Here is a 16,728-nt window from a genome sequence, read left to right as displayed (position 1 = left end):
CCTTACTGTTCTGTCTGCGCTCTGCGCGCGGTATCCAGCACAATGGTCTTTGCCTTGCGCTGGCGCTCCCGCTCGGCGTGGGCTTCCTCCCGTTCCAGGCGGGCCCGTTCGCCGTTGCGCCCGATATTGACCATAACGCCCATCTCGGCCAGCAGCAGGATCAGACTGGTGCCGCCGGAGGAGAAGAAGGGCAGCGAAATGCCGGTGTTGGGCAGGGTGTTGGTGACAACGGCAATGTTGCAGAACACCTGCCAGGCGATCTGCGCCATGATGCCGATGCCCACCAGCGTGCAGAACCGGTTTTCGGCATGGAAGGCGATCCAGAAGCCCTGCACCAGAAAGAGGACGAACAGCACGATGACGATCACCGCACCGACAAAGCCCAGTTCCTCGCACACGACACTGAAGATAAAGTCGTTGGTGCTCTCCGGCAGCCAGAGCTGCTTTTCGATGCTGTTGCCAAGGCCCAGCCCCGTGGCACCGCCTGAGCCGATGGCGTACAGGCTCTGCTTGGTCTGGCTGGTCATCCGGTCAAGATCCTGCGTCCAGCCGTCCAGACGGCTCTGTAGGTAGTCGATGGAGTCCACATGCTTCAGCAAAGTCTCCAGCAGGAACAGCGCGGCACCGGCACAGCCCCAGGTAATGATGCCGCCGCTGCCGCCCAGCAGCAGGATGGTGCCCACGATGGCCGTGGTCAGCAGGATGCCCGACATGTGGGGCTCCAGCACCAGCAGGATCAGGACAGGCATCAGCCACAGGATGGGCCGGATGAGCTCCACCACGATGCTGTGGTGGACCCACTTGCGCAGGGGCACCTCGCCGAATTTGACCTGCGGGGTCCTGGCGGCGATGTCTGCCGTGAGCAGAATCATCTCAAACTTTGCCACCTCGGAGGCCTGTAAGGTCAGGCCGCCGAAGCTGATCCACCGGCGGCAGCCGTTGATGGGGCTGCTGAACAGCACCAGCACCAGCAGGATCAGGCAGACAACATAGCCCAGCTTGACCATTCTGCGCAGGAAGCGGTGGTCAAAATAGGAGAACAGGAACATCATGCCCAGGCCCAGCACCGTGCAGAGCAGCTGGGATTTGATGTAATGGAAGCTGTCCCCAAAGCGGAGATAGCCCGTGGTATAGCTTGCACTGAACAGCATGACTAGCCCGAACACCATGATGATGGCCAGGGTCGCCATCCAGTTGAGCAGGATGGGCGGCCAGGGGCCGGGGTCCCGCTGAAAGACGGAAAACGGCTCTGCTTTTTTTCTGCGGAGTGTTGCCAAACTGCACCCCTCCTTAACTGATTTTTGCCAGCTGAACGGTCAGCGCCACGCCCAGCATGGCAATGACACAAAAGGTATAAAAGATCTGTTCCGCGCTCTGGCCCCGCAGCTCCAGCCAGCGGTGGAGCGGTGCCGAGCGGAACAGCTGCCTGCGGCCCCGGCTGGCCTTGCAGACCAGGATCTGCAGGGCCACCATGCCGCCCTCCAGCCAGAAGGGCAGGGCCAGCGGCAGGGTGAGGTCAGGCCAGCCGATGCACAGGGGAACGCACCCCAGCATCCCGGCCAGAAACAGGCTGCCCACGCTGCCCAGCCGCAGCTTTGCGGGCGGGAAGTTCCAGAGCAGGAAGGCCATCAGGGAACCGGCCAGTGCGGCGGGCAGAACGCCCAGCGGGAACCAGCCCAGCAGGGTCATCACCCCCATCAGGCCCAGCATGGCCGCAAAGGACGTGCCGCAGACAATGCCGTCCATGCCATCGGCAATGCGGACGCACTCGGCCAGTGCGACCAGCAGCCCTTCCCACAGCAGCGGGGCGGCAATGCCCAGATCGACATAGCCCACACCCGGCAGGGTGATCCCGGCTGCAGGGCAGCCTTTGGCTCCCAGCAGCACCAGCACCACGGCACCGGCAGCGGCTTCCAGCCCAAGGCGGGTGTGCCGCCGCAGGCCCAGCAGAGAACGGCTGCGGATGCGGGCCAGATCCTCCAGCAGGCCCACGCCGCCAAAGAGCAAAGCTCCCAGCAGCGCTGTGAGCAGCCGGACCGAGAACAGGCTCTCGGCCCCCAGCAGCTCAGGCTGAGCCACACAGGCGGCTGTCCAGCCCACACCCACAGCAGCCAGCACCCCCACCATCAGGCAGAGCCCGCCCATGGTGGGGGCCTGCGGCGGGCGCTCCGGCTCGGCATCCGGTGCTTCCTGCTTGGGCGATGGTGTCTGCCGGGCCTTGGGCTCATCCCAGCGTCCCTGGAACGCCCGCAGCAGCGGCACCATCAGATTCCCGAGCGCCGCCGTGAGGAAGAACCCCAGCGTTGAGGCGGCGATCAAGGCGAAACGAATCATAGCTCGATGTTACTCCTTGTAAAAGATCTCCAGCACTTTTTCCAGTGCCATGCCGCGGCTGGCCTTGACCAGCAGGGCATCGCCGGGCTGCATTTTGTTCAGCAGGGCCTCGGCGGCCTGGGCGTAGGTGTCGGCATGGAGGGTGGGCAGCCCCTTGGCGGCAGCCACCACGGCAATGCGCTTGGCCTGCTCGCCATAGGTGACGAGGTAGTCCACCTTGTTTTCCACGGCCTGACGGCCCACCTCCTCGTGGGCAGCGCGGCTGATATCGCCCAGCTCCAGCATATCGCCCAGCAGAGCAAAGCGGCGCTTGCAGGGATACTCCCTGAACATGGCCAGCGCGGCCTTCATGCTGTCGGGGTTGGCATTGTAGCAATCCTCAATGACATCCACGCCTCTGGCGTGCACCACCTTCTGGCGCATCCCGGTCTGCTCAAAGTCGGCCAGACCGGCAATGACCCGGCGGGCATTCAGCCCCAGACGGGTGGCGGCGCAGTAGGCAGCCAGTGCGTTGGCCACATTATGCCGGCCCATGGCGGGGATCTTTACGAGGAAAGTCCCCTCCTCGTGATCCTCCAGCACAAAGCTCATGCCCTTTTCATCCTGCTGGATGGACAGGGCACAGACATCGGCGTTCTCATCGCCCAGGCTGAACCAGACCGGACGGACATGGTCGGGCAGGACGGCCTTGCGCAGGAAGGGGTCGTCCCCGTTCAGCACCAGCGGAGCACCCTCCGGCAGACCGGCGCAGATCTCCAGCTTTGCCTTGCAGATGTTCTCCTGACTGCCCAGATTGCCGATGTGGGACACACCGATGCAGGTGATGATGCCTACATCCGGGCGGGCGCACTTGCTCAGGCGCTCGATCTCCCCGGCGTGGCTCATTCCCATCTCCACCACGGCGTACTGGGTCTCTTTGCCGATGCGGAACATGGTGCGGGGCAGGCCCAGCTCATTGTTCTGGTTGCCCTCGGTCTTGATGGTACTGCCAAAGCCTGCAATGGCGGCGTAGGTCATCTGCTTGGTGGTGGTCTTGCCCACGCTGCCGGTCACGCCCACCACTTTGGGGTGGAACTGGCTGCGATAATTGGCACCCATCACCATCATGGCGTGGTAGCTGTCCGGGCAGATCACACTCTTCTCCTCCGGCACGCCTTCCACGGGGTGGTTCAGCACCACGCAGAGCGCACCGTTTTCCAGCGCCTTGGCGGCAAAATCATGGCCGTCGAATTTTTCGCCCGGGAACGCCACAAAGATGCACCCGGGGCAGACCTCACGGCTGTCAGTGGTCACCAGCGTGACCGGGGTCTCGCACTGGGCCAGCGCGTTGACGGCCAGGCCCTCCAACAGGATGTTTGCTGCAATTGCTTCCATACTCTCATTCCCCTTTATCCACAGATCAGATGTACGATGGTTCCCTGCTGGACGCTGGAGCCGGGTGCCTCACTCTGGCTCTGGACCGTGCCGGAGCCTTCGACTGTGCAGTTGAGCCCTGCGGCGTTCAGCATCTGCCGGGCAAAGTCCGCGCTCTTGCCGGTCACGTCCGGCACCTCGGCGTGTTTGCCCTCATAGGTATCGGTATACAGATAAACGGTGGTGCCGTAGGGCACCTCTGCCCCCGCACGGGGGTACTGGTAGGTGACAAGGGCGGCGGTCTGGTCGGATTCGCTCTCGGCCAGGTGATGCTTCAAGCCCTTGATGTTCAGCTGCACCTGCGCGTTGCTCCACTCCTTGCCCGTCAGGTTGGGCACCTTGACGGTGGTGCCGCTGCGGTCCACGCCATCGGTGGCGATGCCCAGATAGGGCGCGATCTCACTGATGATGTTGCCCACCACAGGGGCAGCCAGAATGGAGGAATAGTCGGTGCGGGCATTGTTGGGGTCGTCCAGCATGACATAGACCAGGATCTCCGGGTCGTTGGCGGGCAGGACAGCCGCAAAGGATGCCACCTTCTTGTAGTCGCCATCGGCGCGGCGGTCCATGTTCAGCTGCTCGGAGGTGCCGGACTTGCCGCCGATGCGGTAGCCTGCAACGTAGGCGTTGCCGCCGCCGCCCTGGGTGCCGTCGCCCACCTCAAACTCCATGATCTGGCGGATGGTCTCGCTGGCGCTCTCGCTGATGACCTGACGGCGGATGTTGGTGCCGATCTCCTGCACCACATTGCCGTTCTGGTCCGTGATCTTATCCACCACATGAGGGGTGACCAGATAGCCGCCGTTGACTGCCGCCGAGATGGCGGTGCACACCTGCAGCGGGGTCACGGCCATGGCCTGACCAAAGGCGGAGGAGGCCAGCTCCACCTCGCCCAGACGGCTCTTGCTGTAATACTGCATGAAGCTGGTCTCATTGGGCAGGTCCACACCGGTGCGCTCGGTAAAGCCAAAGGCATCAAAGTAATCATAGAACAGGCTGGAACCCACGCGCTGGCCCAGCTGGACAAAGTAGATGTTGCAGCTGTTGCGCAGGGCCTCGGCCAGATTCTGGGCCCCGTGCGATTTTCTGCCGGCGCAGTGGTAGGTCTGCTTTGCCACGCTGTACGCGCCGGAGCAGTTCAGGGTGGTGTAATAGGTCGCCTTGCCGCTGTCCACACCCATGGCGGCGGTGATGACCTTGAACACGCTTCCGGGGTAGTACAGCTCGGTGATGGTCTTGTTCTTCCACTGGATATCCCGGTAAGTGCCGGTGTAGTCGGCTTCCTCATCCGCGATCTTCTGGCCGTTCTCGTCCCGCAGGTAGTTGCCGTTCTCGTCTTTTTTGTAGATGGTGTACAGCTCCGGCTCAGCCTGCACCTGCTCCGTCAGGTAGGCCAGATTGGCGCTGAAATCCTGTGGATCATTGGGGTCAAAGTCCGGCTTGGAGGCCATGGCAAGGATGGCACCGGTCTTGACGTTCATCACAATGGCGCATCCGCGGTTCTCAACGGTGTTGGCCGCCACGGCCTCGTTCAGGTAGCGCTCCACCACCTCCTGAATGTTCACATCCAGCGAGAGCACCAGATTGGAACCGTCCTTGGCGGCGTAGGTGGTGGCGTTTTCATCGGCAATGGCGTTGCCGTAGGCGTTGCGCAGGGTGATGGTGCGGCCATTCACACCAGCCAGCGTGGACTCATAGGAGTTTTCCAGACCATACACGCCCTGACCATCCGCATTGCAGAAGCCCAGCACGGCGGCGGCAAAGCGGCCGTACGGGTAATCCCGCTGGAAGCCCTTGGAGGCCGACACCGACACCCGTCCCTTGCGGACAGTGGGGGTGCCGTCGTCGCTCTCCTGCTGGCCCAGACCCAGCTTGGCCAGAATCTTTTCCAGCGCACCGGCAGATTTTCCGCTCTTGCTGTGGGCCTTGTTGTAGGTCTTGACGTATTCTTCAATGGAGAGCTTGATGGCATTGTTGACCTTGGTGGCCAGCACCTGATAGGAGCTTTCGTTTTGGGAGAGGGCATCGCAGACCGCCTGATACTGGGTCTGGTACTCTGCCGAAGTGGTGTCCACGCTGTCCAGACTCTCGCCGTCGCCCGAAAGCAGGCGCAGGGTGATCTGGGTGCAGACCTCCTTCATAGCGGCCTCATCGATGGTGCGGGTCTCCGCCTTGGTATCCTGATCGGTGGTGGTGGTATACAGGGCCGTGCTGTAAGAGGGGTCGGTCCAGATGGTCCAGACCACGCTGGTGGAAGCCAGCGTGATGCCGCTGGTGTCGTAGATCTCACCGCGGGTGGCCTGAATGGTGCTGTCCAGCAGCTGCTGCTCGGCGGCGTACTGGCGGTAGGTGGCACCGTCGCGGATCTGGATCTTGTACAGGCTGTAGATCACGGTCAGCGCGGCGGCCACCACAAGAAGCACGGCGGCACCAAAGCTGATATGACGCAGCCGGGCACTGAGCCGTGCGTGCGGGTCCGCACTGCGGCGGCGGGCGCTGTTCTTTTTGGGATTGGAGGATGGTGTTTGCATTGCGTACTCCCGAAGAAAACCGAAAAAGCGTGCGCTGCCGCACGCTTTTCGTTGTTTGGTTTATTTTGCCGTTCTGACAGAGGCAAGAATGGTCATTGCCCCATCGTGGAGCAGATCCGACCACTGCCGCACAGCGGATGCCTTGCGCACCAGAACGCTACCCTCATCCAGCCGGATGTAGGTGATCTGGCTCTGGTCGATCTTCATCAGCCCCAGGCGTGTGGCGGTCTCCTCAACACTTGTGATGTTGGTGCGGCTGTTCAGGGCACTGTTGTAGTATGTATACTGGCTCTGCTCGCTCACAAGCTCTGCCTTGGCGCTCTGAATCTGAGAATTCAGCTCCACCAGCTGCGCCTCGCTCCACAGCAGGCTCACCGCAAAGCCCACCAGCAAAGCCGCGCCCACCAGCTGCAGCACGTGCTGCATGGCGGCCCGCACGGGGTTCAGCCGCTTTTTGCCGCCCTTTTCTACCCGCAGCGGAACTTTTGGCTGTGCCTGCGGCGCTCTTCTGCGCCGAACCTCTGTCATATCGTATGCTGCCTGACCCATGGTGATCTCCTCCTCACATCTCCGGGGCTGTGCCGCCCTCAGATCTTTTCCAAAACCCGCAGGTGGGCCGAGCGGCTGCGCCGGTTCTCTTCCAGCTCCTGCGTGTTGGCTTCAATGGGTTTGCGTGTGATCAGCTTTGCCTTGGCCTTGCCGCCGCAGACGCACACCGGGAACTCCGGCGGGCAGGTGCAGGCGGTGGACCAGCGGCGGAACTTGTTTTTGACCAGCCGGTCCTCCAGCGAGTGGAAGGTGATCACGCAAAGTCTTCCACCCGGTGCGAGATGCTCAAAAATGGTGTTCAGCCCCTCTTCCAGTGCGTCCAGCTCATGGTTTACCGCAATGCGCAGTGCCTGGAAGGTGCGGCGGGAGGGATTTTTGTTCTTCCGGCGCTCCGCCGGGGGCATGGCGCTGGCCACGATATCCGCCAGCTGCAATGTCGTTTCAATGGGGGCAGTTTCCCGGGCTTCCACGATCCTGCCCGCGATCTGCCAAGCGAAGGGCTCCTCGCCGTAATCCCGCAGGATGCGGGCCAGCTCCTCCCGGCTCTCGCTGTTCACGAGATCGGCGGCCGTCTCACCCTCCTGGCTCATCCGCATGTCCAGCGGGGCATCCGCCCGGTAGGAAAAGCCCCGGGCCGCGTCATCCAGCTGATGGCTGGACACGCCCAGATCCAGCAGCGCGCCGTTGATCGTTTCAATGCCCAGCTGCTCCAGAGCTTGTCCGGCATAGCGGAAGTTGATCTGCACCACGGTGGCAGGCAGGCCCGCCAGCCGGGCCCGGGCCGTCTGCACGGCATCGGGGTCCTGATCCAGCGAGATGAGCCTGCCGCCCTGCTCGCCGTTCAGCCGCAGGGCGATCTGGCGGGAGTGCCCCGCGCCGCCCGCCGTGCCGTCCAGATAGGTGCCTGCCGGGTCGATCTTCAGGCCGTCCAGGCACTCGTTCAGCAGCACCGGGACATGCTCAAACGAGGCCGGGTCAAAGGGCTGTGCCGTTTTTACTGTGTCCATGTTCCCAGCCTCCTTTCAAAACTCAGATAAGATCCTGCATCTGCCGCCCTTTTCTGCCCGGAGCTGCTGCCCGGGAAAGCGGCCTGCGGCCTGCCGGGAGTTTGTGGCCCGGTCAGCCTTGAGGATACAATTTTATTGTAACAAAACAGGCCCCTGATTGCAAGAGTTTCCCTTTTGTTTTTTCTCTCAAAATGTACCAAAAAAAGCCCCTGCAGGCCGTCGTTTTTGCTTGCAGGGGCCGGAAGCTCTCACCGGGAAATTTCACATTCCCGCATCAGAGCTGTTTCCGGGGGCTCTGGCGCAGGTTTGCACGGACATTTTTGACCTGTGCGGCGTTTTCCGCCATCGTCTCTTCCGTGGTCTTGAGCATATTATCACAGTAGTCGGTCACGGTCTGGCGGACAGTGCGGGCCTCAGTCTGGGCGGCGGAGACGATCTCTCCGGCGCGCTGCTGGGCCGCCTTGACGATCTCGGCCTCGCTCACCAGCACACGGGCGCGCTCCTCGGCCTTTTTTACAATGGCCTGCGCCTGTGCGTTGGCCGATTCGATGAGCTGGGCACGGTCGCTGACAATGGACTGGGCCTGCCGCAGCTCCACAGGCAGGTTCTGGCGGATCTCGTCCAGATAATCCCGGATCTGCTCCACATCCACGATGCGCTTGCCGCCCGAAAGGGGCATTCCGGCGCTCTCCTCCAGCGTATCCTCAATGGTATCCAAAAGCTCGTTTACGTTCATTCCGCATCTCCCTCTCCAGCGCTCTGCCGGGGCTTACCATACTTCCACAGCAGGACTTTGCCGTATTTATACTGTTTTTTCAGGGTCATGCCGCCCACCTCGGCAGGCAGCACCAGGCCGGTCTCACTCTCGCAGATCACGATGCCGCCCGGAGCCAGGCATTTGTCCACGCCGGGCAGGATCTTTTCCAGCGTGCCGGTGTGGAAGGGCGGGTCCAGCAGCACGATGTCGAACTGCTCATGGCAGGCGGAGAGATACCGTGCCGCCTCGCCGATGTTGACCCGGCTGCGGTCAAACACGCCGCAGTTCTTGCAGTTCTTCATCACGATGTTCACGGCCTCCCGGTTCTCGTCCAGGAACACGCACCGGGCCGCACCCCGGCTCAGGGCCTCGATGCCCAGCTGGCCGCTGCCTGCGTAGAGGTCGAGCACCCGGGCACCGGGCAGGTCGAACTGGACGATGCTGAACATGGCCTCCTTGACCTGATCCATCGTCGGGCGGGTGATCTCGGTGCCGGGCAGGGCTTCCAGCCTGCGGCCCCGTGCTTCTCCTGCAATAACGCGCATGTATCTGCCTCCTTCTCCCGCTGTCCGGGACCCCTGCCCGGCCAGCAGCTGTTTCGTGTTTTCGTATCTCCATATTATCGTCAAAACGCAACTCTTTGTCAAGGGCGCGCGTTGCACTCAGGGTGCAATTGTGCTAAAATCAGGGCAAAGCGCCCCATGTGCGGCGCGTTTTGCCAAAAAAGGAGAGTATCTGCTTATGAAAGTCCTGCTCATCAACGGCAGCCCCCACGAGAAGGGCTGCACCTATACCGCCCTGTCCCTGATCGCCGGGGAGCTGAACGCCAGCGGCATCGAGACCGAGATCCTGAACGTCGGCACAAAGCCGGTGGGCGGCTGCATCGGCTGCGGCGGCTGTGCCGCCGGTAAGGGCTGCGTGTTCGGCGGCGTGGTCAACGAGGCCATCGAAAAGGCCAAGACCGCCGATGCCTTTGTGTTCGGCACACCTGTCCACTATGCGTCCGCCTCCGGCAACATGACCAGCTTCATGGACCGTCTGGCCTACGCGGGCGGCAAGTATCTGGCCTACAAGCCCGCCGCCATCTGCGCTTCGGCCCGCCGCGCCGGCACCACCACCACGCTGGACCAGCTGGTGAAGTACCCCGAGTTCTTCCACATGCCGCTGGTCAGCGGTTCCTACTGGCCCATGGTCCACGGCTCCAAACCCGAGCAGGTGCTGGAGGATGAAGAGGGCTGTGCCGTGATGCGGGAGCTGGGCCGCAACATGGCCTGGCTGCTCAAGTGCATCGAACTGGGCAAAGCAAACGGCATCACCCACCCCGAGAATCCCCGCCGCCCCATGACCAATTTCATCCGCTGAGTTTCCCCTCGCTCCCGCCTGCCCGGCGGGGGCACTTTTTATCGTCACTCCGACCAAACTTCAGCCAGCCATTTTGTTTTTTCTCACAGTTCCAGCCGATTTCTATTTATGATATAATAAAGATGATCTCAATTGAGGTCTTTCAATTATTTCCCTATAAAAAGGAGGCTGTTATTATGAAACGAGTTATCAGTTGTTTGGTCGGAACTATTCTTTTATTATCTTCCATTTCTTTTTCTTCGCTCGCTACTAATGGCGGCATCCAAACATGTGCTTCTCTTTGCGGCGATTGTAACCGTGGAGAAATGGTTCAGACCAGTATCGAACGTAGCTCTTGGTATTCTGTTGGTTATATTCCCTGTTCTTATAACAAACCAAATTACAATGATACGATCAAGCGTCGTACCATTACAACTGTTTATGAGTGCACTTATTGCCATCGGGGCGAATCTAACACTCACTATGAAGAAGAGGTCGTCCACGATCATCCGTAGTTTTTCTCAAAAAGATTCGATAATATAGGTGGGTGAATATATTATGAAAAAGAGATTAACTCTATTTTTTATCACCTTTCTTTTTGCAGGTCTATGTGCTCTTCCCGCATTCGCAGTGTCTCAGGCTCGTTCTGTAAATGCTACAACAACTGCCGAAACCGTGTCCCTTGTCTGCGAATATTGCGGACAGAGCGATATGATTTGTGTGGATGAGTATTATGCTTCCTGGTATACAGTCAATTTTATTCCTTGTCAGGGACGCGATCCCCGATATAATGATTCGGTCGAGAATCGCACTCATGTTGAAATTTATCAATGTCAATCCTGTAAGTTTGGCACCAGCGTAGTTTCTACGGAAGAGCAGATTTCCCACAAACATCCTGCTATGCGTGCCTACGACCTTCCCAGATTCTGATACTTCCTTTGCGCCTCTGTCCTTGTCGGCGGGGGCTTTTTTGATTTTAACAGCTTTTTCTGCAAAAACGGAAAAAATAAGGGACGGAGTGCTTTTTTCGTTCACAACTTTGTGGTAGCATAAGGGTAAGAATTTTTTGTGCAGAGCGATGGAGACAAGCTATGGAACACTACGATTGGAACGACGGCTGGCTGTTTGCCCCCACCTTTGATCCCGCCATCGTCCGCCCCGAATGCACCGGGGTGGAGCTGGAGCCGGTGCGCTTGCCCCACACGGTCAAAACGCTGCCCTACAACTATTGCAACGAGAACGAATACCAGCGGGTGTCCGGCTACCGGCGGGAGTTTTTTGCGCCCAAAGAGTGGCAGGGCCGCACGGTACTGCTGACCTTTGGAGCCGTGGCCCACGATGCCACCGTGTTCTGCAACGGGCGGCGGGTGTTCCACCACGGGTGCGGCTACACCGCCTTTACTGTGGACCTGACCGAATCGCTGCTGCTGGGCCAAAAAAATGTGGTGGCTGTCCGGTGCGACAGCCGGGAGGACCTGAACATTCCTCCCTTCGGCGGGCAGATCGATTTTCTGACCTACGGCGGCATCTACCGGGCCGTCAGTCTGGACGTGAAGGAGCCCGCCTATCTGCGCGACATCTTCATCGAGGCGCAGGCCGAGGGCGATTTCCGCATCTATTCCTCCACAGTGGGCGAGACCATCGGCTGCACCCTGCAGGCCGAGATCCGCAGCCCCGCCGGGAGCAGAGCCCTGTACAGCGGTGAGCTCAGCCTGCCCATTGTGGGCACCCTGAACGGCGTGCACCCCTGGAGCGTGGAGCACCCCTTCCTCTATACCCTGACCGTCCGGCTCATCCGGCCCGGCACCAGCGGCCTGCCCGACCGGGTGCTGGACGAAAAGAGCACCCGGTTCGGCTTCCGCACCATCCAGTTCGTGGCCGGGGGCTTTTATCTGAACGGCCAGCGGGTGGAGCTGCGGGGCCTGAACCGGCATCAGAGCTACGCCTATCAGGGCTATGCCATGCCGGACAGCATTCAACAGCTGGATGCCCAATTGTTGAAAAAGCAGCTGGGCTGCAATGCAGTGCGCACCAGCCACTACCCCCAGAGCCCGGCTTTTCTGGATGCCTGCGATGAGCTGGGCCTGCTGGTGTTCGTGGAGATGCCCGGCTGGCAGCACATCGGGGATGAAGCCTGGCAGGCCCAGGCATTGCAGAACTGCCGCGAGATGGTCTGCCAGTGCCGCAATCACCCCAGCGTGTTCCTGTGGGGCGTGCGGGTGAACGGCAGTTCCGACAACGAGGCCTTTTACAAGCGCACCAACGAAGCCGTCCATCGGCTGGACCCCACCCGCCCCACCGGCGGCGTGCGGATCGCCCGCAAGAGCCAGCTGCTCGAGGACGTTTACGCCTACAACGATTACTCCTACTCCGGCCGGGGCCCGGGCTGCGAGCCCCGGTCTGCCGTTACGCCTGACCTGCGCAAGGGCTACCTCATCAGCGAGTTCGGGGGCCAGCAGTTCCCGGCCAAAGCCTTTGACGACGAGCCGCACCGGCTGGCACAAGCTCTGCGCCACGCCGCCGTCCTTAACGATGCCATTGCCCAGCAGGGCGTGGCCGGTGCCCTTGGCTGGTGCATGGCCGATTACAACACCCACCGCGAGTTCGGCAGCGGCGACCGCATCTGCTACCACGGCGTGACGGATCTGTTCCGCAACCCGAAGCTCTCTGCCGCCGTCTACGCCAGCCAGAAAACGCCCCGGTCCCCTTCGGACGTGGTGTTCGAGGTCTCTTCCAGCATGGCACTGGGCGACCACCCCGGCGGCTTTGCCGGGGCCTGCTGGGTGTTCACCAACGCCGAGAGCGTCCGCCTCTACCGGGGCAACGATTTCATTGCCGAGTTCACCCCCGACCGCCGGGGCCGCTTTGCCGCCCTGCCCCACCCGCCCATCGAGATCCAGGATTTCGTCGGCTCCCTGCTGGAAAAGTATGAGGGCCTTGACCAGAGCACGGCACCGCAGGTGGCGGCCATCCTCAACGAGATGCGCCGGGATGCGCTGAACCTTTCGCCTCTCTCCCGGGCGCGGATGCTCTCCCTGCGGCTGAGCGCAAACGACCTGCTCCGGATGTACTACAAATACATCGGCGTGCTGGGCGGTCCGTCCAGCGTTTACCGGTTTGAGGCAGTCTGGCACGGGCGCACCGTCCGCACCGTGGTCAAAGAGCCGGTGCAGTCGGTCCGGCTGGAATGCGTGGTGCACAACCCCATCCTGACCGACGGCCCCACCTGGGACTGCGCGGCGGTCAGCCTGCGGGCCATCGACCAGAACGGCAACCTGCTGCCCTACTGCGGCGAAGCCGTTCAGCTCAGCGTGGAAGGCCCGGTAAAGATCCTGGGCCCGGCCATCGTCCCCCTGCGGGGCGGCATGGCGGGCACCTACCTTGCCACCACCGGTGAAGCCGGCCGTGCCGTGCTGCACTGCCGGATGGAGGGCGCGCTGGATGTGGAAGCCGCCCTGACCGTGCGCAAGCGCTCCGGTGCAGAGAATGCCAATTAAATTTCGTCCTTTCATGGTAGATTTGCAATCTGTTCAAAGTTTTATCATGGTTGGCTGATATTCTATTGTTGTGAACAATCAAACGCCCTCTCCGTCCATGCGTCCGCGTGGCTGAGAGGGTTATTCTTGAGGACAAAGGACCGGAAATCTATGAGAGAGAAACTTCGTCAGTTTATGATCGGCCGCTATGGCACCGATGGCCTGAACCAATTCCTGAGCATTGCCTCGCTGGTGCTGCTCCTCATCGCCATCATCAGCCGGGTCAGCCTGTTCACCTATCTGGGCGCGGCCCTGCTGATCTTCTGCTACTACCGCACCTTCAGCCGGAACATCTCCAAGCGCACCGAGGAGAACTACAAGTTCTACACCCTGAAGGATCGGGTGGACAACAAGTTCAAGGGCTGGAAGGAGCAGTGGGCCAACCGCAAGGTCTATCACTACTACCACTGCCCCCAGTGCCGCCAGAAGCTGCGCGTGCCCCGCGGCCGCGGCCGCATCCAGATCTCCTGCCCCCGCTGCGGCACCCAGTTCATCAAGAAGAGCTGAGCCATGTTCGGATATGTTATCCCGAATCAGGCCGCGCTCAGCCCGGAGGCACAGGCGCGGTATCGTGCGGCCTACTGCGGGCTCTGCCGCCGCATCGGCGCGCTGCACGGCACCCGGGGGCGGCTGACCCTGAGCTATGACCTGACTTTTCTGGATCTGCTGCTGTGCAGCCTGTACGAGGGCGAAAGCGCCTGTGTGACAGGCTGTGACCACTGCCCCATCCACCCCATCCGGAAGGTGGAGTGGCGTTCCAGCGGCCCCACCGATTACTGCGCGGACCTGAGCGTGGCTTTGCACTACTACAACGCGCAGGACAAGTGGAACGATGACCACAGCCTGCTGGGCCTGGGCTTTGAAAAGATGCTTGCTGCCCCCACGCAGCAGGCCGCTGCCCGCTGGCCCCGCCAGTGCAGCGCCATCCGCACCTGTCTGGATCGGCTGGCCCGGTACGAAGCCGAGGGCAGCGAGGATCTGGATGCCGTTTCCGGCTGCTTTGGGGAACTGATGGCCGAGCTGTTCGATTACCGGCAGGACCACTGGTCGCCGGAGCTGCGCTGCATCGGCTTCAATCTGGGCAAGTACATCTACCTGCTGGATGCCTACGACGACCTGCCCCGGGACGAGCGCAAGGGCGCATACAATCCCCTGCGCACCCTGAGCAGAGAACCAGGGTACGAGGAAGAGATGCGGGAGATCTTTGAGCTGCTGCTGGCCAACTGCGCCCGCAGCTTTGAGCGCCTGCCCTGTGTGGAGGACGTTGACCTTCTGCGCAACATCCTGTATTCGGGCGTGTGGCTCAAATATCACTGTAAAAATGCAAAAAAGAAGGACAAAACCGCCTGATCCCGGCGGTTTTCCTTGATTTTTCCGTTCCAGTCCTGTACACTAAAGATTGCTTGTGCGGCACAATGGCCGCACAGATGGTAATAGAGACGTGAGGAAGTAGACCGATGAGAGACCCCTATGAGGTTCTGGGCATCCAGCGCGGTGCCAGTGAAGACGAGATCAAAAAGGCTTACCGTGCCAAGTGCAAGCGCTGGCACCCTGACCTGAACCCCAACGACCCCACCGCCGAAGAGCACTTCAAGGAGGTGCAGGCGGCATACGATGCCATCACCAAGGGCGAGACCGGCCCCCAGATGGGCGGCGGCTACGGCGGTGCCTACGGCCAGCAGAGCGGCCCCTCCTACGGCGGCTATCAGCAGGGGTACCAGCAGAACGGTTACTCCAACGGGGATTTCGGAGACTTTGGCTTCGGCTACGACCCCTTCGGGTTCGGGTTTGGCTTTGGCGGCAATTATCAGCAGCAGCGCGGGCCCGGCTACAACGGTGCAGACACGCCTGAGATGCAGGCCGCACGCAACTTCATCGTCAACCAGCGCTACCCCGAGGCCCGCCGCGTGCTGGACGGCATCACCGTGCGCACCGCCCGGTGGTACTATCTCTCCTCGCTGGCCAATCAGGGCCTGGGCAACAGCATCGATGCCCTGCAGGATGCCCGCCGCGCCGCCCAGATGGAGCCCGGCAACACTGAATACCAGATGAACCTGCGCAATCTGCAGGACCCGGGCCGCACCTACCGCACCCAGACCACCTACGCCCAGCCCGGCGGCCTGATGCGCTGGTGCTGGAGCATGATCCTGCTCAACCTGCTGTGCAACTGCTGCTGTGGCGGCGGCTGGGGCTGGCGGTTCCGGATGTAAGCGCAAAAAATGATATAAGGACAATTAAAAAATCCCTCCCTGCCGGCGTGGCAGGGAGGGATTTTTGCTGTTTGATTACTGGATCACGATAGTCCGGCTGATCTCACTGCTAGAGTAGTTTCCGGCGGCCTTGGCCGTCTGGACATACTCGCCGGGCTCGGTGGGGAATCCGCTCTGGGTCGTGCCCAGAAAATCGAAGAGACCACTCTTCTTTTTATAGGTGTAGGTCACCTTGCCGCCCTCGACCACCTGGCCGTCACTTTCGACCACTGCGGTGACGTTGTAGTTCTGGGCCTCTGCCGCAGTCATACTGGCGGGGAGCTCCTGTGCCCAGTAGACACGCACCCCCGCACTCTTGGGCTTGATGCGGAAGAACGCCATACCGGCGGTGTTCACATCACCGGATTCCAGCGCCACAGCACCGCCCACATAGCTGCCGGCTTCCGTGGGCTGCTCGTCCAGATAGATGCGGCTGAACACGCCCTCGGGCAGATATTTGCGGATGAGCTCCAGCGCCAGCTTCATGCCGGTGGAGACATCCTTCAGCGTGGGGATGTAGAATTTCAGGACATCCATCACAGAAACCACTTCATCAGCCACCCGCAGCAGCACGCTCACGTCGTTGCCGTCGATCAGCTGCTTGATGTAGGCGTAGATGTTGAACTCTTCTTCCTGCTCAGGGTTCGCCGACATCTTTTTCGGCAGGGGGATCATCTTGAGCAGAGTGCGGATCTTGCCCGAAAGGATCAGGGTCACATAGCCCTGCGCTTCGCCGCTGGTGCCCATCACCACGCCGATATACTGGGTATCTGCCGGGGTGGTCTGGACGCTCAGGGTAAAGGGGGAGCCATAGGTCAGATCCCCGTCTGCGGTCAGGCGGATCGAGACAACGCTGTTGTTCTCATCCACGCCTGCGGTGGTCAGGTCAGGCAGTTCGCTGCCCGCCGAAGCCGCCAGCGCCGGTGTGGCCGCCGCACTCAGGGCGAACACTGCCGCCAGCAGCAATGAGATCAGCCGTTTGGTTTTCATCAGCCAAAGACCTCCTTTTAT

General features: G+C 61.2%; 16 protein-coding genes. 7 read left to right on the top strand and 9 right to left on the bottom strand.

The window, feature by feature from the left end; genetic code table 11:
* Positions 1-2 precede the first annotated feature (2 nt).
* From MTP42_RS01570 to rsmD, 8 genes are all read right to left on the bottom strand, one after another.
* Positions 3-1,277 carry an FtsW/RodA/SpoVE family cell cycle protein gene (locus tag MTP42_RS01570; protein ID WP_117535606.1) on the bottom strand — a complete coding sequence of 425 codons (1,275 nt, stop codon included), beginning with the start codon at positions 1,275-1,277 and terminating at the stop codon, positions 3-5.
* Between the two features lie 13 nt (positions 1,278-1,290).
* On the bottom strand, positions 1,291-2,334 hold the full coding sequence (locus MTP42_RS01565; protein ID WP_249257816.1) for a glycosyltransferase family 4 protein: 1,044 nt from the start codon (positions 2,332-2,334) through the stop codon (positions 1,291-1,293).
* 9 nt (positions 2,335-2,343) lie between these two features.
* Positions 2,344-3,708: a UDP-N-acetylmuramoyl-tripeptide--D-alanyl-D-alanine ligase gene (locus tag MTP42_RS01560; RefSeq protein ID WP_249257815.1), complete on the bottom strand. Its 1,365-nt coding sequence runs from the start codon at positions 3,706-3,708 to the stop codon at positions 2,344-2,346.
* A gap of 14 nt (positions 3,709-3,722) precedes the next feature.
* Complete coding sequence (locus tag MTP42_RS01555; RefSeq protein WP_249257814.1) at positions 3,723-6,278, bottom strand: peptidoglycan D,D-transpeptidase FtsI family protein; 2,556 nt, start codon at positions 6,276-6,278, stop codon at positions 3,723-3,725.
* Positions 6,279-6,338: 60 nt separating this feature from the next.
* Positions 6,339-6,827 (bottom strand): cell division protein FtsL, encoded by a 489-nt coding sequence (locus tag MTP42_RS01550; protein ID WP_249257813.1) that lies wholly within the window; start codon positions 6,825-6,827, stop codon positions 6,339-6,341.
* A 38-nt stretch (positions 6,828-6,865) separates the two neighbouring features.
* Positions 6,866-7,834, bottom strand: coding sequence for a 16S rRNA (cytosine(1402)-N(4))-methyltransferase RsmH (gene rsmH / locus MTP42_RS01545; RefSeq protein ID WP_249257812.1), 969 nt, complete (start codon positions 7,832-7,834; stop codon positions 6,866-6,868).
* 274 nt (positions 7,835-8,108) lie between these two features.
* Positions 8,109-8,570 carry a hypothetical protein gene (locus MTP42_RS01540; protein ID WP_005930075.1) on the bottom strand — a complete coding sequence of 154 codons (462 nt, stop codon included), beginning with the start codon at positions 8,568-8,570 and terminating at the stop codon, positions 8,109-8,111.
* Positions 8,567-9,136: a 16S rRNA (guanine(966)-N(2))-methyltransferase RsmD gene (rsmD, locus tag MTP42_RS01535; RefSeq protein ID WP_097770180.1), complete on the bottom strand. Its 570-nt coding sequence runs from the start codon at positions 9,134-9,136 to the stop codon at positions 8,567-8,569. The genes MTP42_RS01540 and rsmD overlap by 4 nt, the downstream gene beginning before the upstream one ends.
* Positions 9,137-9,332: 196 nt before the next feature.
* On the opposite strand from rsmD, the gene MTP42_RS01530 reads away from it, so the two are divergent.
* From MTP42_RS01530 to MTP42_RS01500, 7 genes are all read left to right on the top strand, one after another.
* The gene (locus tag MTP42_RS01530) at positions 9,333-9,953 is read left to right on the top strand and encodes a flavodoxin family protein (protein ID WP_035393384.1); all 621 of its coding nucleotides are present in this window, start codon (positions 9,333-9,335) and stop codon (positions 9,951-9,953) included.
* A gap of 176 nt (positions 9,954-10,129) precedes the next feature.
* Positions 10,130-10,447, top strand: a complete 318-nt coding sequence (locus MTP42_RS01525) for a hypothetical protein (RefSeq protein ID WP_143405751.1) — start codon at positions 10,130-10,132, stop codon at positions 10,445-10,447.
* Positions 10,448-10,490: 43 nt separating this feature from the next.
* Positions 10,491-10,862 carry a hypothetical protein gene (locus MTP42_RS01520; RefSeq protein WP_143405752.1) on the top strand — a complete coding sequence of 124 codons (372 nt, stop codon included), beginning with the start codon at positions 10,491-10,493 and terminating at the stop codon, positions 10,860-10,862.
* A 161-nt stretch (positions 10,863-11,023) separates the two neighbouring features.
* Positions 11,024-13,429, top strand: coding sequence for a glycoside hydrolase family 2 protein (locus tag MTP42_RS01515; RefSeq protein WP_097770183.1), 2,406 nt, complete (start codon positions 11,024-11,026; stop codon positions 13,427-13,429).
* A gap of 150 nt (positions 13,430-13,579) precedes the next feature.
* Complete coding sequence (locus MTP42_RS01510; protein WP_249257811.1) at positions 13,580-13,975, top strand: hypothetical protein; 396 nt, start codon at positions 13,580-13,582, stop codon at positions 13,973-13,975.
* A 3-nt stretch (positions 13,976-13,978) separates the two neighbouring features.
* Positions 13,979-14,818 (top strand): DUF5685 family protein, encoded by an 840-nt coding sequence (locus MTP42_RS01505; RefSeq protein ID WP_249257810.1) that lies wholly within the window; start codon positions 13,979-13,981, stop codon positions 14,816-14,818.
* A gap of 107 nt (positions 14,819-14,925) precedes the next feature.
* Positions 14,926-15,678 carry a J domain-containing protein gene (locus MTP42_RS01500; RefSeq protein WP_005930092.1) on the top strand — a complete coding sequence of 251 codons (753 nt, stop codon included), beginning with the start codon at positions 14,926-14,928 and terminating at the stop codon, positions 15,676-15,678.
* Between the two features lie 75 nt (positions 15,679-15,753).
* Here the strand turns inward: MTP42_RS01500 and MTP42_RS01495 are convergent, their stop codons facing one another.
* Positions 15,754-16,707, bottom strand: coding sequence for a hypothetical protein (locus tag MTP42_RS01495; protein ID WP_223453418.1), 954 nt, complete (start codon positions 16,705-16,707; stop codon positions 15,754-15,756).
* Between the last annotated feature and the right edge of the window lie 21 nt (positions 16,708-16,728).

The sequence above is a fragment of the Faecalibacterium sp. I2-3-92 genome, from assembly GCF_023347315.1.
GTDB lineage: Bacteria > Bacillota > Clostridia > Oscillospirales > Ruminococcaceae > Faecalibacterium > Faecalibacterium duncaniae.
Note: the sequence above shows the minus strand (reverse complement) of the source record. Positions and strands in the feature narration are given on the sequence as shown.

Coding starts and splice junctions, on each gene's coding strand:
- MTP42_RS01565 (WP_249257816.1), bottom strand. CDS start 2,334: ATGATTCGTTTCGCCTTGATCGCCGCCTCAACGCTGGGGTTCTTCCTC.
- MTP42_RS01495 (WP_223453418.1), bottom strand. CDS start 16,707: ATGAAAACCAAACGGCTGATCTCATTGCTGCTGGCGGCAGTGTTCGCC.
- MTP42_RS01550 (WP_249257813.1), bottom strand. CDS start 6,827: ATGGGTCAGGCAGCATACGATATGACAGAGGTTCGGCGCAGAAGAGCG.
- MTP42_RS01555 (WP_249257814.1), bottom strand. CDS start 6,278: ATGCAAACACCATCCTCCAATCCCAAAAAGAACAGCGCCCGCCGCCGC.
- MTP42_RS01500 (WP_005930092.1), top strand. CDS start 14,926: ATGAGAGACCCCTATGAGGTTCTGGGCATCCAGCGCGGTGCCAGTGAA.
- MTP42_RS01540 (WP_005930075.1), bottom strand. CDS start 8,570: ATGAACGTAAACGAGCTTTTGGATACCATTGAGGATACGCTGGAGGAG.
- MTP42_RS01530 (WP_035393384.1), top strand. CDS start 9,333: ATGAAAGTCCTGCTCATCAACGGCAGCCCCCACGAGAAGGGCTGCACC.
- MTP42_RS01525 (WP_143405751.1), top strand. CDS start 10,130: ATGAAACGAGTTATCAGTTGTTTGGTCGGAACTATTCTTTTATTATCT.
- MTP42_RS01510 (WP_249257811.1), top strand. CDS start 13,580: ATGAGAGAGAAACTTCGTCAGTTTATGATCGGCCGCTATGGCACCGAT.
- MTP42_RS01520 (WP_143405752.1), top strand. CDS start 10,491: ATGAAAAAGAGATTAACTCTATTTTTTATCACCTTTCTTTTTGCAGGT.
- MTP42_RS01560 (WP_249257815.1), bottom strand. CDS start 3,708: ATGGAAGCAATTGCAGCAAACATCCTGTTGGAGGGCCTGGCCGTCAAC.
- rsmH (WP_249257812.1), bottom strand. CDS start 7,834: ATGGACACAGTAAAAACGGCACAGCCCTTTGACCCGGCCTCGTTTGAG.
- MTP42_RS01515 (WP_097770183.1), top strand. CDS start 11,024: ATGGAACACTACGATTGGAACGACGGCTGGCTGTTTGCCCCCACCTTT.
- rsmD (WP_097770180.1), bottom strand. CDS start 9,136: ATGCGCGTTATTGCAGGAGAAGCACGGGGCCGCAGGCTGGAAGCCCTG.
- MTP42_RS01505 (WP_249257810.1), top strand. CDS start 13,979: ATGTTCGGATATGTTATCCCGAATCAGGCCGCGCTCAGCCCGGAGGCA.